The sequence below is a fragment of the Streptomyces sp. APSN-46.1 genome (assembly GCF_022815725.1).
Classification (GTDB): Bacteria; Actinomycetota; Actinomycetes; order Streptomycetales; family Streptomycetaceae; genus Streptomyces.
Genome location: NZ_JALGRF010000002.1, coordinates 1,131,779 through 1,148,379, shown reverse-complemented (window position 1 = coordinate 1,148,379; position 16,601 = coordinate 1,131,779). Strand labels below are relative to the sequence as shown.

Annotated in this window: 18 protein-coding genes; 5 read left to right on the top strand and 13 right to left on the bottom strand. The window is 72.2% G+C overall.

Annotated elements, in window-relative coordinates; translation table 11 throughout:
* Positions 1-72: 72 nt before the first annotated feature.
* From MTF65_RS11925 to MTF65_RS11915, 3 genes are all read right to left on the bottom strand, one after another.
* On the bottom strand, positions 73-270 hold the full coding sequence (locus MTF65_RS11925) for a hypothetical protein (RefSeq protein ID WP_243628523.1): 198 nt from the start codon (positions 268-270) through the stop codon (positions 73-75).
* A 179-nt stretch (positions 271-449) separates the two neighbouring features.
* Positions 450-911: a molybdenum cofactor biosynthesis protein MoaE gene (locus MTF65_RS11920; protein ID WP_243628522.1), complete on the bottom strand. Its 462-nt coding sequence runs from the start codon at positions 909-911 to the stop codon at positions 450-452.
* Between the two features lie 203 nt (positions 912-1,114).
* The gene (locus MTF65_RS11915) at positions 1,115-2,293 is read right to left on the bottom strand and encodes an SDR family oxidoreductase (RefSeq protein WP_243628521.1); all 1,179 of its coding nucleotides are present in this window, start codon (positions 2,291-2,293) and stop codon (positions 1,115-1,117) included.
* 192 nt (positions 2,294-2,485) lie between these two features.
* Here MTF65_RS11915 and MTF65_RS11910 point away from each other — a divergent pair, with 192 nt between their 5' ends.
* The gene (locus tag MTF65_RS11910) at positions 2,486-3,910 is read left to right on the top strand and encodes a zinc-dependent metalloprotease (RefSeq protein WP_243628520.1); all 1,425 of its coding nucleotides are present in this window, start codon (positions 2,486-2,488) and stop codon (positions 3,908-3,910) included.
* Positions 3,907-4,431 carry an NUDIX hydrolase gene (locus MTF65_RS11905; RefSeq protein WP_243628519.1) on the top strand — a complete coding sequence of 175 codons (525 nt, stop codon included), beginning with the start codon at positions 3,907-3,909 and terminating at the stop codon, positions 4,429-4,431. Before MTF65_RS11910 ends, MTF65_RS11905 begins: the two co-directional genes overlap by 4 nt.
* Before the next feature lie 60 nt (positions 4,432-4,491).
* On the opposite strand, the gene MTF65_RS11900 is transcribed toward MTF65_RS11905, so the two are convergent.
* The 4 genes from MTF65_RS11900 to MTF65_RS11885 form a co-directional block, all read right to left on the bottom strand.
* A complete protein-coding gene (locus MTF65_RS11900) occupies positions 4,492-5,247 on the bottom strand; it encodes an AIM24 family protein (protein WP_243628518.1) in 756 nt (251 codons plus the stop codon).
* A 17-nt stretch (positions 5,248-5,264) separates the two neighbouring features.
* Positions 5,265-5,945 carry an AIM24 family protein gene (locus MTF65_RS11895; protein WP_243628687.1) on the bottom strand — a complete coding sequence of 227 codons (681 nt, stop codon included), beginning with the start codon at positions 5,943-5,945 and terminating at the stop codon, positions 5,265-5,267.
* A gap of 20 nt (positions 5,946-5,965) precedes the next feature.
* Positions 5,966-7,636, bottom strand: a complete 1,671-nt coding sequence (locus tag MTF65_RS11890) for a TerD family protein (protein WP_243628517.1) — start codon at positions 7,634-7,636, stop codon at positions 5,966-5,968.
* A 116-nt stretch (positions 7,637-7,752) separates the two neighbouring features.
* Positions 7,753-8,349 carry a M48 family metallopeptidase gene (locus tag MTF65_RS11885; RefSeq protein ID WP_243628516.1) on the bottom strand — a complete coding sequence of 199 codons (597 nt, stop codon included), beginning with the start codon at positions 8,347-8,349 and terminating at the stop codon, positions 7,753-7,755.
* Positions 8,350-8,564: 215 nt separating this feature from the next.
* Between MTF65_RS11885 and MTF65_RS11880 the strand changes: the two genes are divergently transcribed.
* The gene (locus tag MTF65_RS11880; RefSeq protein WP_243628515.1) at positions 8,565-9,797 is read left to right on the top strand and encodes a ThiF family adenylyltransferase; all 1,233 of its coding nucleotides are present in this window, start codon (positions 8,565-8,567) and stop codon (positions 9,795-9,797) included.
* Between the two features lie 82 nt (positions 9,798-9,879).
* The gene (locus MTF65_RS11875; protein WP_243628514.1) at positions 9,880-11,208 is read left to right on the top strand and encodes an AarF/ABC1/UbiB kinase family protein; all 1,329 of its coding nucleotides are present in this window, start codon (positions 9,880-9,882) and stop codon (positions 11,206-11,208) included.
* 16 nt (positions 11,209-11,224) lie between these two features.
* Here the strand turns inward: MTF65_RS11875 and MTF65_RS11870 are convergent, their stop codons facing one another.
* The 5 genes from MTF65_RS11870 to MTF65_RS11850 form a co-directional block, all read right to left on the bottom strand.
* A complete protein-coding gene (locus tag MTF65_RS11870; protein ID WP_243628513.1) occupies positions 11,225-11,431 on the bottom strand; it encodes a hypothetical protein in 207 nt (68 codons plus the stop codon).
* A 100-nt stretch (positions 11,432-11,531) separates the two neighbouring features.
* On the bottom strand, positions 11,532-11,864 hold the full coding sequence (locus MTF65_RS11865; protein ID WP_243628512.1) for a hypothetical protein: 333 nt from the start codon (positions 11,862-11,864) through the stop codon (positions 11,532-11,534).
* Positions 11,861-12,229: a WhiB family transcriptional regulator gene (locus tag MTF65_RS11860; protein WP_073773160.1), complete on the bottom strand. Its 369-nt coding sequence runs from the start codon at positions 12,227-12,229 to the stop codon at positions 11,861-11,863. The genes MTF65_RS11865 and MTF65_RS11860 overlap by 4 nt, the downstream gene beginning before the upstream one ends.
* A 167-nt stretch (positions 12,230-12,396) precedes the next feature.
* Positions 12,397-12,750, bottom strand: a complete 354-nt coding sequence (locus MTF65_RS11855; RefSeq protein WP_374207209.1) for a hypothetical protein — start codon at positions 12,748-12,750, stop codon at positions 12,397-12,399.
* 171 nt (positions 12,751-12,921) lie between these two features.
* Entirely contained in the window at positions 12,922-15,087 is a 2,166-nt protein-coding gene (locus tag MTF65_RS11850; RefSeq protein ID WP_243628511.1) for an ATP-dependent DNA helicase UvrD2, read from the bottom strand.
* Positions 15,088-15,247: 160 nt separating this feature from the next.
* Between MTF65_RS11850 and MTF65_RS11845 the strand changes: the two genes are divergently transcribed.
* Positions 15,248-15,508, top strand: coding sequence for a mycoredoxin (locus tag MTF65_RS11845; protein ID WP_243628510.1), 261 nt, complete (start codon positions 15,248-15,250; stop codon positions 15,506-15,508).
* Between the two features lie 94 nt (positions 15,509-15,602).
* Here MTF65_RS11845 and nudC read toward each other — a convergent pair whose 3' ends face one another.
* A complete protein-coding gene (gene nudC / locus MTF65_RS11840; RefSeq protein ID WP_243628509.1) occupies positions 15,603-16,547 on the bottom strand; it encodes an NAD(+) diphosphatase in 945 nt (314 codons plus the stop codon).
* Positions 16,548-16,601 lie beyond the last annotated feature (54 nt).

Here is a 16,601-nt window from a genome sequence, read left to right as displayed (position 1 = left end):
CCCGGGGCCGGTCCGTACGGGCGCCGCCGCCCGGACTCTCAGAGGATTCTCACCGGCGTGCTCCCGGGACGCTCAGACGGCGTCAGAACCGGAGTGCGCCTTGGCCCTCGCCTCGGACCGATCTGCCTTGTCCATGACCTCACGGAATCGTGCGTAACCCGCGAGTTCGGATATGTCACCTTGTGTGCGGTCGCGTGCCGCCCAGCTGCCCCATATCGCCGCTCCTATCGCCGCGACGAGCGGAATCAGCAACCACGCCAGAGACGCCATCGGCGTGCCTCCCTACCCCGAAAAGTACGTGTCGTTGGTGGCTTCAACGCTCATGCCCGGAGGGGGGTTACGCAAATCGGGGGCGTGTTGCGCGGCCGGACGGGTGCGACGGTACCCCCATTGCGGGGGCAACGGCGCACGCGGGGGTTCGCGGGGCCAGGCCCTGTCCTGGCCGCGGCTCAGCAGGCCCCGACCCACTCCTCGGTGCCGTCGGAGAACATCTGGTGCTTCCAGATCGGCACCTCGTGCTTGAGGTCGTCGATCAGCATCCGGCAGGCCTCGAAGGCCTCGCCGCGGTGCGGGCAGGAGACCGCGACGACGACGGCCAGATCACCGACGGCCAGATCACCGACGCGGTGCACGGCGGCCAGGGCGCGGACCGGGTACTTCGCCACGACGCGCTCGGCGACGCGGCGCATCTCCGCCTCGGCGCTGGGGTGGCAGGAGTAGCCGAGCGAATCGACGTCCGCCCCGCTGTCGTGGTTGCGCACCGTGCCGACGAAGAGCGTCGTACCGCCCGTCGCGTCGTCGCCGACGGCCTGGAAGACCTCGTCGAGCGAGAGCGGTGTCTCACGGATGTCGAGCAGCCGGATGGGGTCCTGAGCGGCCTGCTCGCCGGGGTGGTCGAAGTGCGGTGCCATACGGTCCATCGTGCCCTAGCCGCAGACCCGGCGGAATAGCAGTTTCGCCCGTGCCGCGCCTGCCTGCTTGGGAGCCTCCTACAGTCGGCCAGATCCAGCCCCGCCGGCGATTGAGGCGCGGGGGCCCGGGGGCAGCGCCCCCGGCGACGGCGCCGCATGGGGGCGGCGGGCCGACCCCGCCGGGGTCAGATCCCCCGGCTGGCTCAGATCCCCCGGCGCCTGCGGGCCGCCCGGACCACCGCGGCGGCGCCCAGCAGCGCGACCGTCGCGCCCGCCGCGCCCGCGGCGGTGGCGTCCTTGCGGCCCAGGCGGCGGCCGGCGACCGTGTGGCGGCCCGCGACCTCCCGGAGGAGTTCCGCCAGGACCTCCTCGTTCGTCCAGCGGGGCCGCCAGCCGGCCGCGTGCAGCCCGCTCACGCTGACCACCCACGGGTGCATCGTGTACGCGAGGTCCCCGGCCGGGGACGGGGTCAGGCCGATCCGGTGCAGCCGGGCCGCGGCGCCCAGGGCGACCGCCGACGGGAGCTCCATGCGGCGGATGCCGCTCAGCTCCTCGACCTCCTCCTGCTCCAGCCAGCCCTCGCAGCCCACCGCCAGCTCGCCCTCGACCTTCTCCAGGGCCGCGTACTCCAGCGCGCTGACCAGGTCCTCCACGTGGCAGAACTGCCAGGTGGGCCGGGACCCGGCCACCACGAGCAGGCGCGGGGACTCGAAGTACCGGGTCAGCGCCGTGTCCGTACCGCCGACCAGGACCGCCGGGCGGATCACCGTGACGTTCAGGCCCGGGTGCGCCCGCGGCGCCCGGCGCCCCAGCCGCTCGATCTCCAGGAGGTCGGCCAGCCCGGTCGCCTCGGCGGTCGCGCGGAGCTCGGAGTCCTCCGACAGCGGGATGTCGTTGTCCGGCAGCGCCCCGTAGACCATCGCCGAGGTGCACAGCACGACCCGGTGCACCCCCGCCGCCGCGGCGGCGGTCAGCACCGTCTGGGTCCCGCGCACGTTGTACGCCGTACGGGCCGCCGGGTCCGTCTCCAGGTCGAGGTCCAGCGCGAGGTGCACCACCACGTCCGCGCCGCGCAGCTTCTCGGCGATCGCGGGGTCCCGTACGTCCAGGACGTGCCACTGCGCCTCGGCGCAGTCGCCGCGCCGCTCGTCGATCGCGACGACCGCCTTGACCTCGTCGGAGGCGGCCAGTCGGCTCACCAGGGCGGCACCGACCCCGGCCGCGGCGCCGGTGACGGCGATCACGGGGCCGCGTCGGAGGGGGCCCGCCGAGTTTCGCGGCTGGCGAACACCCTGGGTGCTGTCACCCTGCTCAGGACGGGTTTCGGCGTCGTGCGGCGCGTGGCCGCGCTCATCCGAAAGGTGCGGATCTGGGGAACTCACCGGGCGTCTCCAGCGGTTGTCTTCAGTAGGGACGCGCCATGACGCGTACCTACCAGGTGATGTCCATCCTGCCGCAGCCGATGACCCGGCGGAGCACCGAGCCCCGAAGCGGGTGTGGTGTCTACGCTGGGTGGTGTTGTCGGACCATTGCCCGTCGGCACCCGCCGGCGGCCCTACGAGCCGAGGAAACCCGTGAGCGACACCCCATTCGGATTCGGCCTTCCGCCGGAGGAGCCGGAGAACGGCGACGAAGGCAAGAAGAAGGGCAACCAGGGCGGCCAGAGCGGCCCGAATCCGTTCGGGTTCCCGGGTATGGGCCTGCCCGGAGGCGCCGGCGGACCCGGGGGCCCCGGGGGCGCGGAGAATCCGTTCGCCGCGATGTTCGGCTCGATGAACCCGAGCGACCTCGGAGCGGCCTTCCAGCAGCTCGGCCAGATGCTCAGCTACGAGGGCGGTCCCGTGAACTGGGACATGGCCAAGGACATCGCCCGCAAGACCGTCGCCCAGGGCACGCCGGACGGCGTGAAGGACGCGAGCGTCGTCGGCGCCGAGAAGTCCGCGATCGAGGAGGCCGTGCGCCTCGCCGACCACTGGCTGGACGACGTGACCTCGCTGCCCTCCGGCGCCACGACCGCCGTGGCCTGGAGCCGCGCCGAGTGGGTCGAGGCGACCCTGCCGGTGTGGAAGGAGCTCGTCGACCCGGTCGCCGAGCGCGTCGGCGCGGCCATGGGCGGCGTCCTGCCGGAGGAGATGCAGGCCATGGCGGGCCCGCTGCTCGGCATGATGCGCTCCATGGGCGGGGCCATGTTCGGCCAGCAGATCGGCCAGGCCGTGGGCGTGCTCGCGGGCGAGGTCGTCGGTTCGACGGACATCGGGCTGCCGCTGGGCCCTGCCGGCAAGGCGGCGCTGCTGCCGCTGAACATCGAGAGATTCGGCAAGGACCTCGGCGTTCCCGCCGAGGAGGTGCGGCTGTACCTGGCGCTGCGCGAGGCGGCGCACGCCCGGCTCTTCGCGCACGTGCCGTGGCTGCGCTCGCACCTGTTCGGCACGGTCGAGGGCTACGCCCGCGGCATCAAGGTGGACACCTCGAAGCTGGAGGACGTGGTCGGCCAGCTCGACCCGTCGAACCCGGAGCAGCTTCAGGAAGCGCTGGCGGGCGGCATGTTCCAGCCGCAGGACACCCCGGAGCAGAAGGCCGCCCTGGCCCGCCTGGAGACGGCGCTCGCGCTGGTCGAGGGCTGGGTGGACGCGGTCGTGCACGAGGCGGCCAAGCCCCGGCTGACCTCGGCGGACGCCATGCGCGAGACCATGCGCCGGCGGCGCGCCTCGGGCGGCCCGGCCGAGCAGACCTTCGCCACGCTGATCGGGTTGGAGCTGCGGCCGCGCCGGCTGCGCGACGCCTCGCGGCTGTGGGCCTCCCTCACCGACGCGCGCGGTATGGACGGCCGGGACGGGCTGTGGGAGCACCCGGACATGCTGCCGACGGCCTCCGACCTGGACGACCCGGACGGTTTCGTGCACCGCGAGCAGCTGGACTTCTCGGAGATCGACAAGATGCTCGGCGAGGCGGCCGAGAAGCGCGACGAGGACGACGAGGACGGCGACGACAAGAAGTGAGCCTGCACGAAGACGCGGTCCTCGTCCTGAGGCGTTACGAGGGCCAGCCCGAGCTGCGTGACGTCTATCTGGACCACCTGGCCGCACATCCGGGCGGGGTCTACAAGCCCTGCGGGGCCGGGCACGTCACGGCCAGTGCGCTGGTGATCGACCCCGCGCGGGGGCGCGTACTGCTGACCCTGCACAAGAAGCTGGGCATGTGGCTTCAGATGGGCGGCCACTGCGAGCCCGGCGACGACACGCTCGTCGAAGCCGCGCTGCGCGAGGCCCGCGAGGAGTCGGGCATCGCGTCCGGGCTGAGCCTGCTGCCCGGCGGCCCGCTGCGCCTGGACCGCCATCCGATCCCGGCGCCGTGCAACTGGCACCTGGACGTGCAGTACGCGGCGCTGGCTCCGGCCGACGCGGTGGCGGAGATCAGCGAGGAGTCCCTGGACCTGCGCTGGTTCCCGTACGAGGAGGTGGCGGCGGTGGCCGACACCTCGGTCGTACGGCTGATGGAGGCCGCCCGGGCGCGGCTGTGAGCCCCGTACGGCGAAGGGGCGGTCCCTCGCGGGGCCGCCCCTTCGCCGTACCTCGAACGGTCAGTTCCAGGCGTTGTTCTGGTTCTGCGCGTGGGATCCGTGCTGGCCCATGCCGAACTGCGCGGCGACGCCCTGCCCGAGCTGGGCGTTCTGCGGCGGCAGCACCTCGCTGGGCTGCACCAGCGCGAATCCGGTGCCGAGGAAGCTGAGCTCCCAGCCCTCGCCGGTGTTGCCGCGCCGCCGCCAGACGCCCGTGGAGTGCGTCTGGGCCTGCATCTGCACCCGCAGCGAGGTGGACCAGGCGACGATCGCGTCCGCGTCGGCGTTGACGTACTTGTCGGGCGTGACCTGCATCATCAGGGGCTGCCCGGAGGTCATCAGCGCGACCTTGCCGCGGCCCGAGATGTTGAGCTGGTACTTGCCGGACCCGGAGATTCCGTACTGGCTGTCCACCGCGATGACCTCGGTGTGCAGGGTGGAGTCCAGGGCCAGGACGTAGCTGCTGTCGACCGTGAGGCCGTCGTGGTCCACGTCCACGACGTGCACGTACTGGGCGAGGTTGGCCAGGTAGACCGTGCCCTGCCCGGAGCAGCGCATCAGGTCGAGGCCCTCTCCGGTGCGGCGGCGGGCGCCGCGCTGGCTGGCGGTCTGGTACTCGCCGTCGAAGTCGATGAGGCCCTGGTAGGCGACCATCGCGCCCTTGCGGGCGAGGACGTCGTCGGAGCCGGTCAGCGAGACCCGCAGGAGCTGCGGGTTCTGGACCGTGTACCGGTCCTGGGACTGCGCCTCGGCGTGGGCGAAAAGTGCGCTCTGCATGATGTGTCCGCTCCCCCTCAGCCCCGGGCCCGGAGCCGGTCGGTGCTGTCCTCGCTGGGCTGTACGACGACGATGCCCTGGCCTGAGAAGGCCATCTGGTAGGCCTCCCCGCTGCCCCGGCCGATCATCGACGAGGCCTTGAAGCTGCGCTTCCCCTTGACCTTCAGGTTCGGCGACCAGGCGACGAGCGCGTCCGGGTCCACGTACGTCTCGTCCTCGCCGCGGCCGCAGTCGACCACGATCGGGGTGCCGCGGGAGGTGATCGCGACCCAGCCGGTGCCGGCGACCTGCACGTTGAACAGGCCCTGGCCGGCGAACTTGGCCATGCCCTTGACCCGCTCGACGCCCCACTGGAGGTGGGCGTCGAAAGCGAGCAGGTTGGTGCCGTTGACGGAGAGGGAGTCGTTGTTGAGGTTGATGACGACCACGTCCGCGCCGTAGTCGGCGAGGTAGAGCAGGCCGTCTCCGGTGCACTTCATCAGCGGGGCGCCTTCGCCGGTCAGCCACTGCGAGGCCATCTGGCGCACGGCCGGCGGGTTGGGCTCGTACTGCACGAAGCCCTCGTAGGCGACCATCGAGCCGGTGCGGGCGAAGAGGTCCTGGCCGCTCTGCATGGCGACCTTGAGCATGGCCCGGCCGTGGTTCTCCATGCGGGCCGTGACGGGGGTCGGGGCGTAGCCCGCGAGCTGCTGGTTCATTGCGTTCATGACGGGCTCCCTCAGACCTCGTACGGCTGGACGACGATGAAGTTGCCGGGTGCGCCGCGGAACTGGAGGTTCACGGTCTCCCCGCTGTGGCCGGGGTAAGCGTTGCGCCGCAGCCGGACCTGGCTGGAGACGATGACCTGTGAGGCCGAGGACCAGGCGACGATGGCGTTGCTGTCCGCGAAGGTGGTCGGGGTGACGGGCAGGACGACGGGGACGCCGTGCGTCTTGACGATCACCGTGCCGGAGCCCTGGAACTGCATGGTGAACAGGGCGCCGCCGGGGATGCCGTGGCCCTCGATCCGGCGGACCTCGTGCTGGAGCGACTCGTCGAAGGCGAGCACGTTCTCGGCGGAGACGCAGATTCCGTCGCCCTGGAGCTCGATGGCGTGCAGGTGGGCGCCGTTCTCCGCGAGGAAGACCTGGCCGCGGCCGGTGCAGCGCATCAGCTGCATCTCCTGGCCGGTGGCGTTGCCGACGATGCGGCCGGCGAAGCCCGCGCCCTTGTAGCTGAAGTCGACCTTGCCCTGGTAGAGGACCATGCTGCCCTGGCGGGCGAGGACGGCCTGGCCGCCCATCGCCAGGTCCACCCGCATCAGCTGCTGGTTCTGCGGGGTCCAGCGGGTGCCGGTGGGGGCTTCCTTGTACGGCTGGAGCGCGGCGGCGAGGCCGGCTCCGGCGGCGGCCTGGGCGGGCATCTGCCCGTACGCGGGCTGCTGGCCGTAGCCGGGGGGCTGGCCCGGTACCTGGCCGTAGGCCGGCTGCTGCCCGTAGCCGGGCGGCTGGCCGGGGACCTGGCCGGGGGCCTGCCCGGGGACCTGGCCGTACGAGGGCTGCTGCGGCGGCTGGCCGTACGAGGGCGGGCCGGGCTGCTGCGGCGCCTGGGGCGGCTGGCCGTACGGCGCGGGGGCCGGCGGGGCCAGCGGTGCGGCCATGGTGGGGGCCGCGTGGACCGGCTGCTGCGGGGCCGGGGGCTGGGCCGGCGCGCCGAAGGCCGGCGCGGGTGCCGGGGGCTGCGGGGCCAGCGGGGCCTGCGGGGCGGGAGCCTGGGCCGGTGCGCCGAAGGCGGGCGCGGGCGCGGGGGCGGCGGCCTGTGGCGGCGGGGCGAACCCGGGCGCCGCGGCGGCGGCCTGGGCCGGAGCCTGCTGTTCCGCCTCCTCGGCGACCTCGCCGCCGAAGTTCTTCAGGAGCGCGGCGAGCCCGCCGTCGAAGCCCTGGCCGACGGCGGCGAAGCGCCACACGTCCTTGAGGTAGAAGTCGCCGATCATCAGCGCGCGCTCGGTGCTGAACTCCGAGCCCGTGAAGGCGTAGCGGACGACTTCCTCGCCGCCGGCCACGATCCGGATGTAGCCCGGGCCGATCTGCGACATTTGTCCGGCGCCGTCGATGCTGGCGGTGAAGGACAGTTTGTGGATGCCCGCCGGAATCCGGTCGAGCGTCACCCGGAAGGATTCGCTGTCACCGGACTGGGCGCCGAGCTGCTGAATGGACTCTTCCGGAGACTTCGGCTGGTTGAAGAAGACGAAGTAACGGTCGTCCGAGAGCTGCTCATTCGCATCGAGCCCGAAGCAGCTGATATCGAAGGCGAGTCCGGGCCCTGCGATCGACACGCCCACGTACAGATCGGTGCCTGCCGTCAGATCGCTGATCTTGGCCTTGTGACCTCGTTGGAATTCCCTGGCCATACGTAACGACCGTCCCCCATCCCGACAGTGAATGCGTGCCGCCCAGGCTAACGGCTACTGCCGACATCCGGCCAAGTCGGTACCGACCCGGTACACATCACGTTGCGTTACACGGGTCATTCGTCCCGGGCGGCGGGCACCTTCGGAAGGCGCTCGGCGGCGACCACTCCCTCCAGGTAGCCGCGGGCCCGCTCGGTGCGCGGGTAGGTCTCCAGCAGCTCCCAGAAGCGGGGTCCGTGGCCGGGCACCAGGAGGTGGGCCAACTCGTGCAGCAGCACGTAGTCGACGACGTACTCCGGCATGCCCTGGAGGCGGTGCGAGAGCCGGATACTGCCCTCCGCGGGGGTGCAGGAGCCCCAGCGGGTGTTCTGGTTGGTGACCCAGCGCACCGAGCGGGGGCGGGCGCGGCCGCTGAAGTACTGCTCCGACAAACGCTCGGCCCGCTCGGTGAGTTCCGCGTCGCCGAGGGTGCGCTTGCTTTCCTGGGCCGCCAGTTTGTCGAGCATGACCCCCACCCAGCGCCGCTCCTCCGCCTCGGACATCCGGGCAGGGATCAGGACGACCGTCCGGTCACCCTCACGGTAGGCGGATACGGTCCTGCGGCGGCGCGCGCTCCGGCGGACTTCGACGGCGCGCTGCGATGGATCGGCGGACACGCCACGAAGGTACCCGGTCGCCGCCGTGGAAGTCCCGCCCGTCCGGGCTTCGAGCATGATCGATTCACCGGGCGTGCGAGAGGCGCGCGAGAGACACACCTTTTCTCCATCTCATATGCCTAATACCCCTTGCCTGTGGACAATTTCCCGCACGGAATCCGGCCGGCGGGCACTCTGCGAGGAGAGACAAGAGGAGAGCCAAGAAGGACAGCAAGGGGAGCGGCCGTCAGCGGCGCTCTTACGCACGCGTACAAGTACGAGGGGGAAGAGCGATGTATCCGAAAGTGAAGCCGGCGCTCGCCCGGGCCTGGCGGGATCTGCAGACGGTGCAATTCGGGGTGACTCCCGCCCACGCGGTGGTACTCGGTCCGGTGGACACGGCGACGGGCTCGCTGATCGACCGGATCGACGGCACGCGGGGCATGGAGCTGCTGCGGGCCGAGGCCGCGGGGATGGGCCTGCCGGAGGGTCAGGTGGACGAACTGGTCCGGCGGCTGGCGGGAGCCGGGCTGCTCGACGACGCCACGGCGGGCGGCCCGCATGCCCAGGCCCTGCGGCGCCGGCCGGAGACGCTGGAGCGGCTGGGGCCCGACCTGGCCTCACTGTCCCTGGTACACCGGGAGCCCGGCGGGGACTTACGGGGGATCGCGGCCCGCCGGGCCATACGGGTGCAGGTGCGCGGAAGCGGCCGCGTGGGCGGGGTGATCGCCGCCGTCCTGGCGGGGGCCGGGATCGGCCGGGTCGAAGTGCTGGACGGCGGCCGGGTGGAGACGGCGGATGTGGCGCCGGGCGGGCCGGGAGCCGGCAGCGTCGGCCGCCTGCGGGCCGAGGCGGCGCGGACGCTGGTGCGGGAGTCCGCCCCGGGGCGGGCGCCGCGGACCCGGGGGCACCTTCGCGGGGATCCCCCCGCAAGGAGCCCGGGAGAGGCGGCCGGGGAAGATCGCGGGGGCCCGGAGCCGGGGCTGGCCCTGGTGGTGGTCGCACCCCGGGACGGGCTCCAGGCCTGGGCCCCGGACCCGGGCATCGCGGCCGACTGGATCGCCACGGGGACCCCGCACCTGTACGCGGGGGTGCTGGAGGGAACCGGGCTGGTGGGCCCCCTGGTCCTCCCGGGCGCCACGGCCTGCGCGGGGTGCATGGAGCGCGACCGGGTCGACCGGGACCCCGCGTGGCCGCGGATGCTGGTCCAGTGGCGCTCGGCCCACCGCCGCCGCACCGCCGCGGCCTGCGATCTCGGGCTGTCCACCGCGGTGGCCGGCCTGGCCGCGGCCCACGCCCTGTCCTTCCTCGACGGGGAACTCCCCGCCTCGACCGCCACCCGCTGGGAGGCCGCCCTCCCGGGACTCCACTGGCACCCCTCGCCGGTCCACCCCCACCCGGCCTGCCCCTGCGCCGCGGCCCCGTCGCCGGAGCCGACCTCGGAGCCGCCGTCGGAGCCGGCGCCAACGCCGCCGCCGGAGCCGGCGCAGACGGGATCGGCCTCGGGCGCCGGGAGGGCGCCATGACAGGATGCGTTGTGACTGAAGGCCTGGGGTCACCCGTGAACTGCCGCTCGCGGCAAAGCTGTCTGGGAACTGGAGGGGCGTTGTGTCTGATCTTCCCCGGAAAGCGGTCACCCGCACGGTCAAGCTGGCCGCGCTTCCGCTCGGTATCGCAGGGCGGGCCACCTGGGGCCTCGGCAAGCGCATCGGGGGCAAGTCGGCGGAGATCGTGGCGCGCGAGCTCCAGCAGCGCACGGCCGAGCAGTTGTTCCGCACCCTCGGGGAACTCAAGGGCGGTGCCATGAAGTTCGGGCAGGCCCTGTCGGTCTTCGAATCGGCGCTGCCCGAGGAGGTCGCCGGGCCCTACCGGGCGGCGTTGACGAAGCTTCAGGAAGCGGCTCCGCCGCTTCCGGCGGCGACGGTGCGCCAGATACTGGCCGAGCGGCTCGGCGAGGACTGGCGGGACCTGTTCGAGGAGTTCGAGGACAAGCCGGCCGCGGCCGCCTCGATCGGGCAGGTGCACCGGGCGGTGTGGCACGACGGCCGGCAGGTGGCAGTCAAGATCCAGTACCCGGGCGCCGGGGAGGCGCTGCTGTCCGACCTCAAGCAGCTGGGCCGGTTCGCGGGGCTGCTGGGGCCGCTGGTCCCAGGCATGGACATCAAGCCCCTGATCACGGAGCTGCGCGACCGGGTCTCGGAGGAGCTGGACTACGAGCTGGAGGCCGAGGCGCAGCGGAGCCACGCGGACGCCTTCGTGGGCGACGAAGACGTGGTCGTGCCCGATGTCGTGTACCAGGGCGAGCAGGTGCTGGTGAGCGAGTGGATGGAGGGGACTCCGCTGTCGGAGGTGATAGCCGACGGCACGCAGGAGGAGCGCGACCGCGCCGGGCAGCTGCTGGCCCGCTTCCTCTTCTCCGGACCCGCGCGCACCGGGCTGCTGCACGCCGATCCCCACCCGGGCAACTTCCGGCTGATAGCCGGCGCCGACGGCCGGATGCGGCTGGGCGTGCTGGACTTCGGCACGGTCGACCGGCTGCCGGGCGGCTGGCCCAAGCCCATCGGCAGATCGCTGCGGTTGACGCTGGACGGGGACGCCGAGGGGGTCTACGGGCACCTGTGCGCGGAGGGGTTCGTGAAGGAGAGCATCGAACTGGACCCCGATGCGGTGCTGGACTACCTGAGGCCGATCATCGAACCCGCCGAGGCGGCGGATTTCACCTTCACCAGGCCGTGGCTGCGCGGCCAGGCGGCGCGGATCGGCGATCCCCGCTCCCCCGCACACCAGTTGGGCCGGCAGATCAACCTTCCGCCCTCGTACCTGCTGATCCACCGGGTGACGCTGAGCACCATCGGCGTGCTGTGCCAGCTCGGCGCGACCGTGCGGCTGCGGGACGAGCTGGAGACGTGGCTGCCGGGGTTCCTGCCGGAGGAGTGAGCGGGCGGCGGGCCGGTCACCACCAGGCGGAGTCGAGCCGGCCCTCGATCGCCCGGAGGTTGGCGCGCGCGCAGTCGACGCAGAAGTACTGTCTGGCCCCGTTCTCCACCGAGCAGGTCCAGGTGGGCGGGGCGCCGTCGGGGGACTGTGTGCCGCAGCGCGCGCAGACGACGGGCTGGGCCTGATTTTCCGACGGGGTGGGGCGGGGAGTCGGCTGGTCCACCTACAGACGATATCCCCGCGAGGGCCGGCACGCCCTCCGCAACGCACCGGGGGGACCGGTCCGTTCGGACCGGTCCCCCCGGGTGAGCCACTACGGGCTCTCAGTACATGACGGCCATGGCCAGCGCACGCCGGGCGCGCAGGGAGACGCGCTCGGCTCGCCGCTGCATGCGGCGGGCGGCGACCAGGCGCAGGGCGTGACGCTCCGCGTCGGCCTCACGCATGCGGTCGTCCATATGGGCACGAGCCATGGCTTCTGGGATGAGTTGCATTTCGCGGGTCCTGTTCTGACGCGAGGTGATCGCGCCGGCTGTGATGAAGTCTGCGGTGGCGGAGCCGTGCGGCTGCTCGCTCGTGGTGGCGTGGGGGGTCATGAGGGCCTGCTTCAACGGGTCGTGCGTGAGGGGGCGGTCGATGGTTCCGATGGCGTTCATGCCGCGACCGGGTTCTTGCGCGGACGGCCACGCGGACGCTTGCGGGCGACGACGACACCCTGGACGAAGAGCTCGCCACCCCAGACGCCCCAGGGCTCGCGGCGCTCGATCGCCCCTGCGAGGCAGGCCTCGACCAGCGGGCAGGTGCGGCAGAGCGACTTGGCGTACTCGACGTCGGCCGGGGACTCGGCGAAGAAGACCTCGGGGTCGAAGGTGCGGCAGGGAACGGGGACGCCGAGGTTCTCGATGGCGTCGTCGAGCGCGGTCAGCGCGGTGAGCGGAGTCAAGGTGGAGTCCTCCGGGACTGCGGGCGGGGAGAGAGTCTGGGTCTGCGGTACGGACGGGGCGTGCGCTTCGAGTTGCACGGTGTTTTCTTCCTCGTCTTTGTCGTCTAGTCGTTCCGGCCGGGGTCGGCCGGGGTCGGCTGTCCCGAGGCCCCTTCGTGCGTCCGTCCCCGTTCGGGGACAAACAGAAGGGCCGCGGATCCCGGGTGGGGTTCCGCGGCCCTGAAGGCGCCGGCCTGATCTTGAGATCAGACTGGATCACTCCAGGGTTCGAGCCCACGGAAGGCCCACATCAGGTGGTGGTGCTGCTGCTTCGTCGTCTGCTTCGTCTTAGATCCGGCACTGGCGGCACCGGCTGCGGCCGCGAAGCCGTAGGCGCCATGCGCCTGGGCTTCCGCTACTGCCACCGGTGCCTGGGTCGGTCGCTCATTGCGCTCGCTCGCCAGCAGCGCGGAGGGCGCGGCCAGGAAGGCAGGGCTGTCGGCGGAAATCGCGGACAGACCGGTACCGAGGAGCGAGGGCAGGAGAGCGGAGGAGCCAAGCGGGCAGGAGGCGGCAACCGAGCGATCGGTCATTTTGGTGAAGGTCATGTAGCTGGTCACTGGTCTCGCCTCCTCTCGGCGTCTCGGGGACTCGGCCCCGGGGGGGCCTGTCCCATACGTATTCGGATAAGTACAGCACGGAGCAGGGGCTTCGGAGAAGCCCACCGTTTCCGTTGCTAAGAACCTATGGGGATTCGCTGGGCATGCGCAAACTATTTTTCCGACGAGTTTCTACGCGTCGTCAGCTTCCGCGCCCCCAGGCTCCTCACCTGCGCAGATGGTCAGGACGTCGGCTCCATACCGCTCAAGCTTGCGACCGCCCACCCCCGAGATCATAGACAGCTCGCCCGCCTCGGACGGCGCGGCCTCCGCGATCGCCATCAGGGTCTTGTCCGTGAAGACGCAGTACGCGGGCAGCCCTTGCTCCTTCGACTGGACCGCGCGCCACTCCCGCAGCCGCTCGTAGAGCCCCTCGTCCATGTCGGACGGGCAGTCCTCACAGCGCATCAGCTTCAGCTCGCCGGCCTCGGTCAGGGTCTTGCCGCAGACCCGGCAGAGCACCGGGCCGCGGCGGGCGCGCTTGCGGGCCCCGCGCTCGGCCGCCGCGCCGTCCCGGCCGCCCGGGGCCGCGGAGCCCGGCCGCAGGCCGTTCAGGAAGCGGCTGGGGCGTCGGGAGGCCCGGCCGCCCGGAGCGCGGGAGAGCCCCCAGGAGAGCGTCAGGTGCAGCCGCGCCCGGGTGACACCGACGTAGAGCAGTCGGCGCTCCTCCTCGACCTGCTCGTCGGTCTTGGCGTAGGTGATCGGCACCATGCCGTCAGTGAGGCCGACCAGGAACACGGCGTCCCACTCCAGGCCCTTCGCCGCGTGCAGCGAGGCGAGGGTGACGCCCTGGACGGTCGGCGCGTGCTGGGCGGCCTTGCGCTCCTCCAGCTCGACGGTGAGGTCCGCCAGGGTGGCGCCGGGCCGGGCCCGGGCGAAGTCCTCGGCCAGCCGGACCAGCGCGGCCACGGACTCCCACTGGTCGCGCACGGCGCCGGAACCGGCCGGCGGTTCGGCGGTCCAGCCGGTGGAGCTGAGCACGGCCCGGACCTGGGAGCCGAGCTCCACGACATCGTCGAGCAGCGCGTCGTTCCCGCCGGAGCGGGCGGCTCCGCGCAGGGTGAGGATCGCCTTCTGGATCTCGGCGCGCTCGAAGAACCGCTCGGCTCCGCGCAGCTGGTAGGGAACTCCGGCGTCGGCGAGGGCCTGCTCGTAGACCTCGGACTGGGCGTTGATGCGGTAGAGGACGGCGATCTCGCCGGCCGGGACGCCGGCGGCGATCAGGTCCCGGATCCGGGCGGCGACCCCCTCGGCCTCGGCGGGCTCGTCCGGGTACTCGGCGTAGACCGGGTCGGGGCCGGGCTCGCGCTGGGAGATCAGCTCCAGGCGGTGCTCGGCGGCTCGGCCCTTGGCTTGGTTCAGCAGCCCGTTGGCGAGGTGGACCACCTGCGGGGTGGAGCGGTAGTCGCGGACCAGCTTGACCACGGTGGCCTGGGGGTAGCGGCTGCGGAACGACAGCAGGTGGTCGGGGGTGGCGCCGGTGAAGGAGTAGATCGTCTGGCTGGCGTCGCCGACGACGCAGAGGCTGTCGCGGTCGCCGAGCCACAGCTCCAGCAGGCGCTGCTGGAGCGGGCTGACGTCCTGGTACTCGTCCACCACGAAGTGCTGGTACTGGGCGCGGATCTGCTCGGCGATGTCGTGCCGGTCCTGGAGGATGCCGACGGTGAGGAGCAGCACGTCCTCGAAGTCGATCATGCCGCGGTCGCGCTTGATCTGCTCGTACGTCCCGTAGATCTGGGCGATCTCGGCCATGTCCCGGGGTGCCTCGCGGCCGGCCTTGAGGGCGGCCACCGGATAGTCGGCGGGCACGGTCTGGGTGACCTTGGCCCACTCGATCTCGCCGGTGACGTCCCGCAGCTCACCCCGGTCGAGGCGGATGCGGCAGCGCGAACCGGCCTCCGCGACGAGCTGGATCTTGCGCTCGACGAGCCGGGGCACGTCTCCCCCGACGGCCTTGGGCCAGAAGTACTGGAGCTGGCGCAGGGCGGCGGAGTGGAAGGTCCGGGCCTGGACCCCGCCCGCGCCGAGGGAGCGCAGCCGGCCGCGCATCTCGCCGGCGGCGCGGTTGGTGAAGGTGACGGCCAGCACGCTGGCCGGCATCAGCTGGCCGGACCGGACGCCGTAGGCGATGCGGTGGGTGATCGCTCGGGTCTTGCCGGTACCGGCGCCGGCCAGCACGCACACGGGCCCGCGCAGGGTCGTCGCGACCTCGCGCTGCTCCGGGTCCAGGCCCAGGAGCACCGCGTCGGCCGAGTCGGCGGCGGCGGGGAAAGCTGAGGAGTGCGTTGCTGCTGTCACCCTGCCATGCTGCCAGGTCTGGAGGGACGGCCGAGAAACTTGTCCACAGGCCGCAGGTATCCGTCGTACTTATTCGAAGGCGGGGCCGGGAATGGCGGGGCGGTCCCGTACGTTCGAGTACTCGGACCACCACCGAGGCCCCCACGAAGGAGAGCGCAGCATGCAGGACACGGGCACCGTCACGATGTACAGCACGACCTGGTGCGGCTACTGCAACCGGCTGAAGAAGCAGCTGGACCGGGAAGGCATCGCGTACAACGAGATCAACATCGAGCTCGACCCGGCGTCCGCGGCGTTCGTGGAGAAGGCGAACGGCGGCAACCAGACGGTTCCGACCGTGCTCGTGAAGTCCGTCGGCGGCAGCGAGTCCGTCATGACGAACCCGAGCCTGGCGCAGGTCAAGCAGGCCCTCGCCGTCTGACCGGCCGGTCCGACCCGCACGTCACACGCACAGTGGAAAGGCCCCCGCCGAGGCGGGGGCCTTTCTGCTGACCTGCTGACCCGTGTGACGAGTGTTACTGCTGCGCGGTCGGGCGCGGCAGCGGCTTGCCGTACCACTGCTCGACCAGGCGAGCGGCGATGGAGATTCCGCCCGCCGGGGGCAGCACCTCGCCGGCCTCGATCGCCGCGCGCAGGTCCTCGCGGGAGAACCAGCGCGCCTCCTCGATCTCCTCGCCGTCGACGGTGATCTCCGAGGTGACCGCGCGGGCGGTGAAGCCCAGCATCAGGCTGTACGGGAACGGCCAGGGCTGGCTGGCGACGTACTCGACCTCGCCGACCCGGACACCCGCTTCCTCCCACACCTCGCGGACCACCGACTGCTCGATGGACTCGCCCGGCTCCACGAACCCGGCCAGCGTCGAGAAGCGGCCCTCGGGCCAGTGCACCTGGCGGCCCAGCAGGGCGCGGTCGTGCTCGTCCGTGACCAGCATGATCACTGCCGGGTCGGTCCGCGGGTAGTGCTCGGCGCCACAGCCCGGGCAGCGCCGGATGTGCCCGGCGGCCGCGACAACCGTGCGCTCGCCGCACCGGGAGCAGAACCGGTGCATCCGCTGCCAGTTCTCCAGGGCCACCGCGTGCACCAGCAGCCCGGCGTCGCGCGGCGGGAGCAGCAGCCCGGCCTCCCGCAGGCCGGCCGGGCGGGCCGACTGGTCCATCCGGCCCGGCAGCGAGTCCTTCTGCAGCGCGAAGTACCGTACGCCGTCCTCGTCGGTGCCCAGGAAGTAGCGGTGGGTCTCGGTGACCGGGGCCTCGAAGGCCGGGGTCATCACGATCCCGGTGCCGCCGTCGGGGGTGTCGTCGATCAGGACCTGGCCGCCGGAGACCACGAACACACGGGTCGTCGGGTGGCTCCAGGCGGCGGCGAGCCAGGCCTCGTCGAGGCGGTGGTGCGCGGCACGGTCGATTCCGCTGGGCGCGGTCAGCGAGATCGGGCGCTGGGGCTCGGTATGGGTGCTCACAGGTACTTGCAACTCCCCCGGTGGTGGGACAAGGCAGGCGTACGGACGTGGGTG

Excerpts from the sequence above, each read along its gene's own strand:
- MTF65_RS11925 (WP_243628523.1), bottom strand. The coding sequence starts at position 270 with ATGGCGTCTCTGGCGTGGTTGCTGATTCCGCTCGTCGCGGCGATAGGA.
- MTF65_RS11920 (WP_243628522.1), bottom strand. The coding sequence starts at position 911 with ATGGCACCGCACTTCGACCACCCCGGCGAGCAGGCCGCTCAGGACCCC.
- MTF65_RS11900 (WP_243628518.1), bottom strand. The coding sequence starts at position 5,247 with ATGCAGAGCGCACTTTTCGCCCACGCCGAGGCGCAGTCCCAGGACCGG.
- MTF65_RS11895 (WP_243628687.1), bottom strand. The coding sequence starts at position 5,945 with ATGAACCAGCAGCTCGCGGGCTACGCCCCGACCCCCGTCACGGCCCGC.
- MTF65_RS11890 (WP_243628517.1), bottom strand. The coding sequence starts at position 7,636 with ATGGCCAGGGAATTCCAACGAGGTCACAAGGCCAAGATCAGCGATCTG.
- MTF65_RS11885 (WP_243628516.1), bottom strand. The coding sequence starts at position 8,349 with ATGCTCGAAGCCCGGACGGGCGGGACTTCCACGGCGGCGACCGGGTAC.
- MTF65_RS11880 (WP_243628515.1), top strand. The coding sequence starts at position 8,565 with ATGTATCCGAAAGTGAAGCCGGCGCTCGCCCGGGCCTGGCGGGATCTG.
- MTF65_RS11865 (WP_243628512.1), bottom strand. The coding sequence starts at position 11,864 with ATGAACGCCATCGGAACCATCGACCGCCCCCTCACGCACGACCCGTTG.
- MTF65_RS11845 (WP_243628510.1), top strand. The coding sequence starts at position 15,248 with ATGCAGGACACGGGCACCGTCACGATGTACAGCACGACCTGGTGCGGC.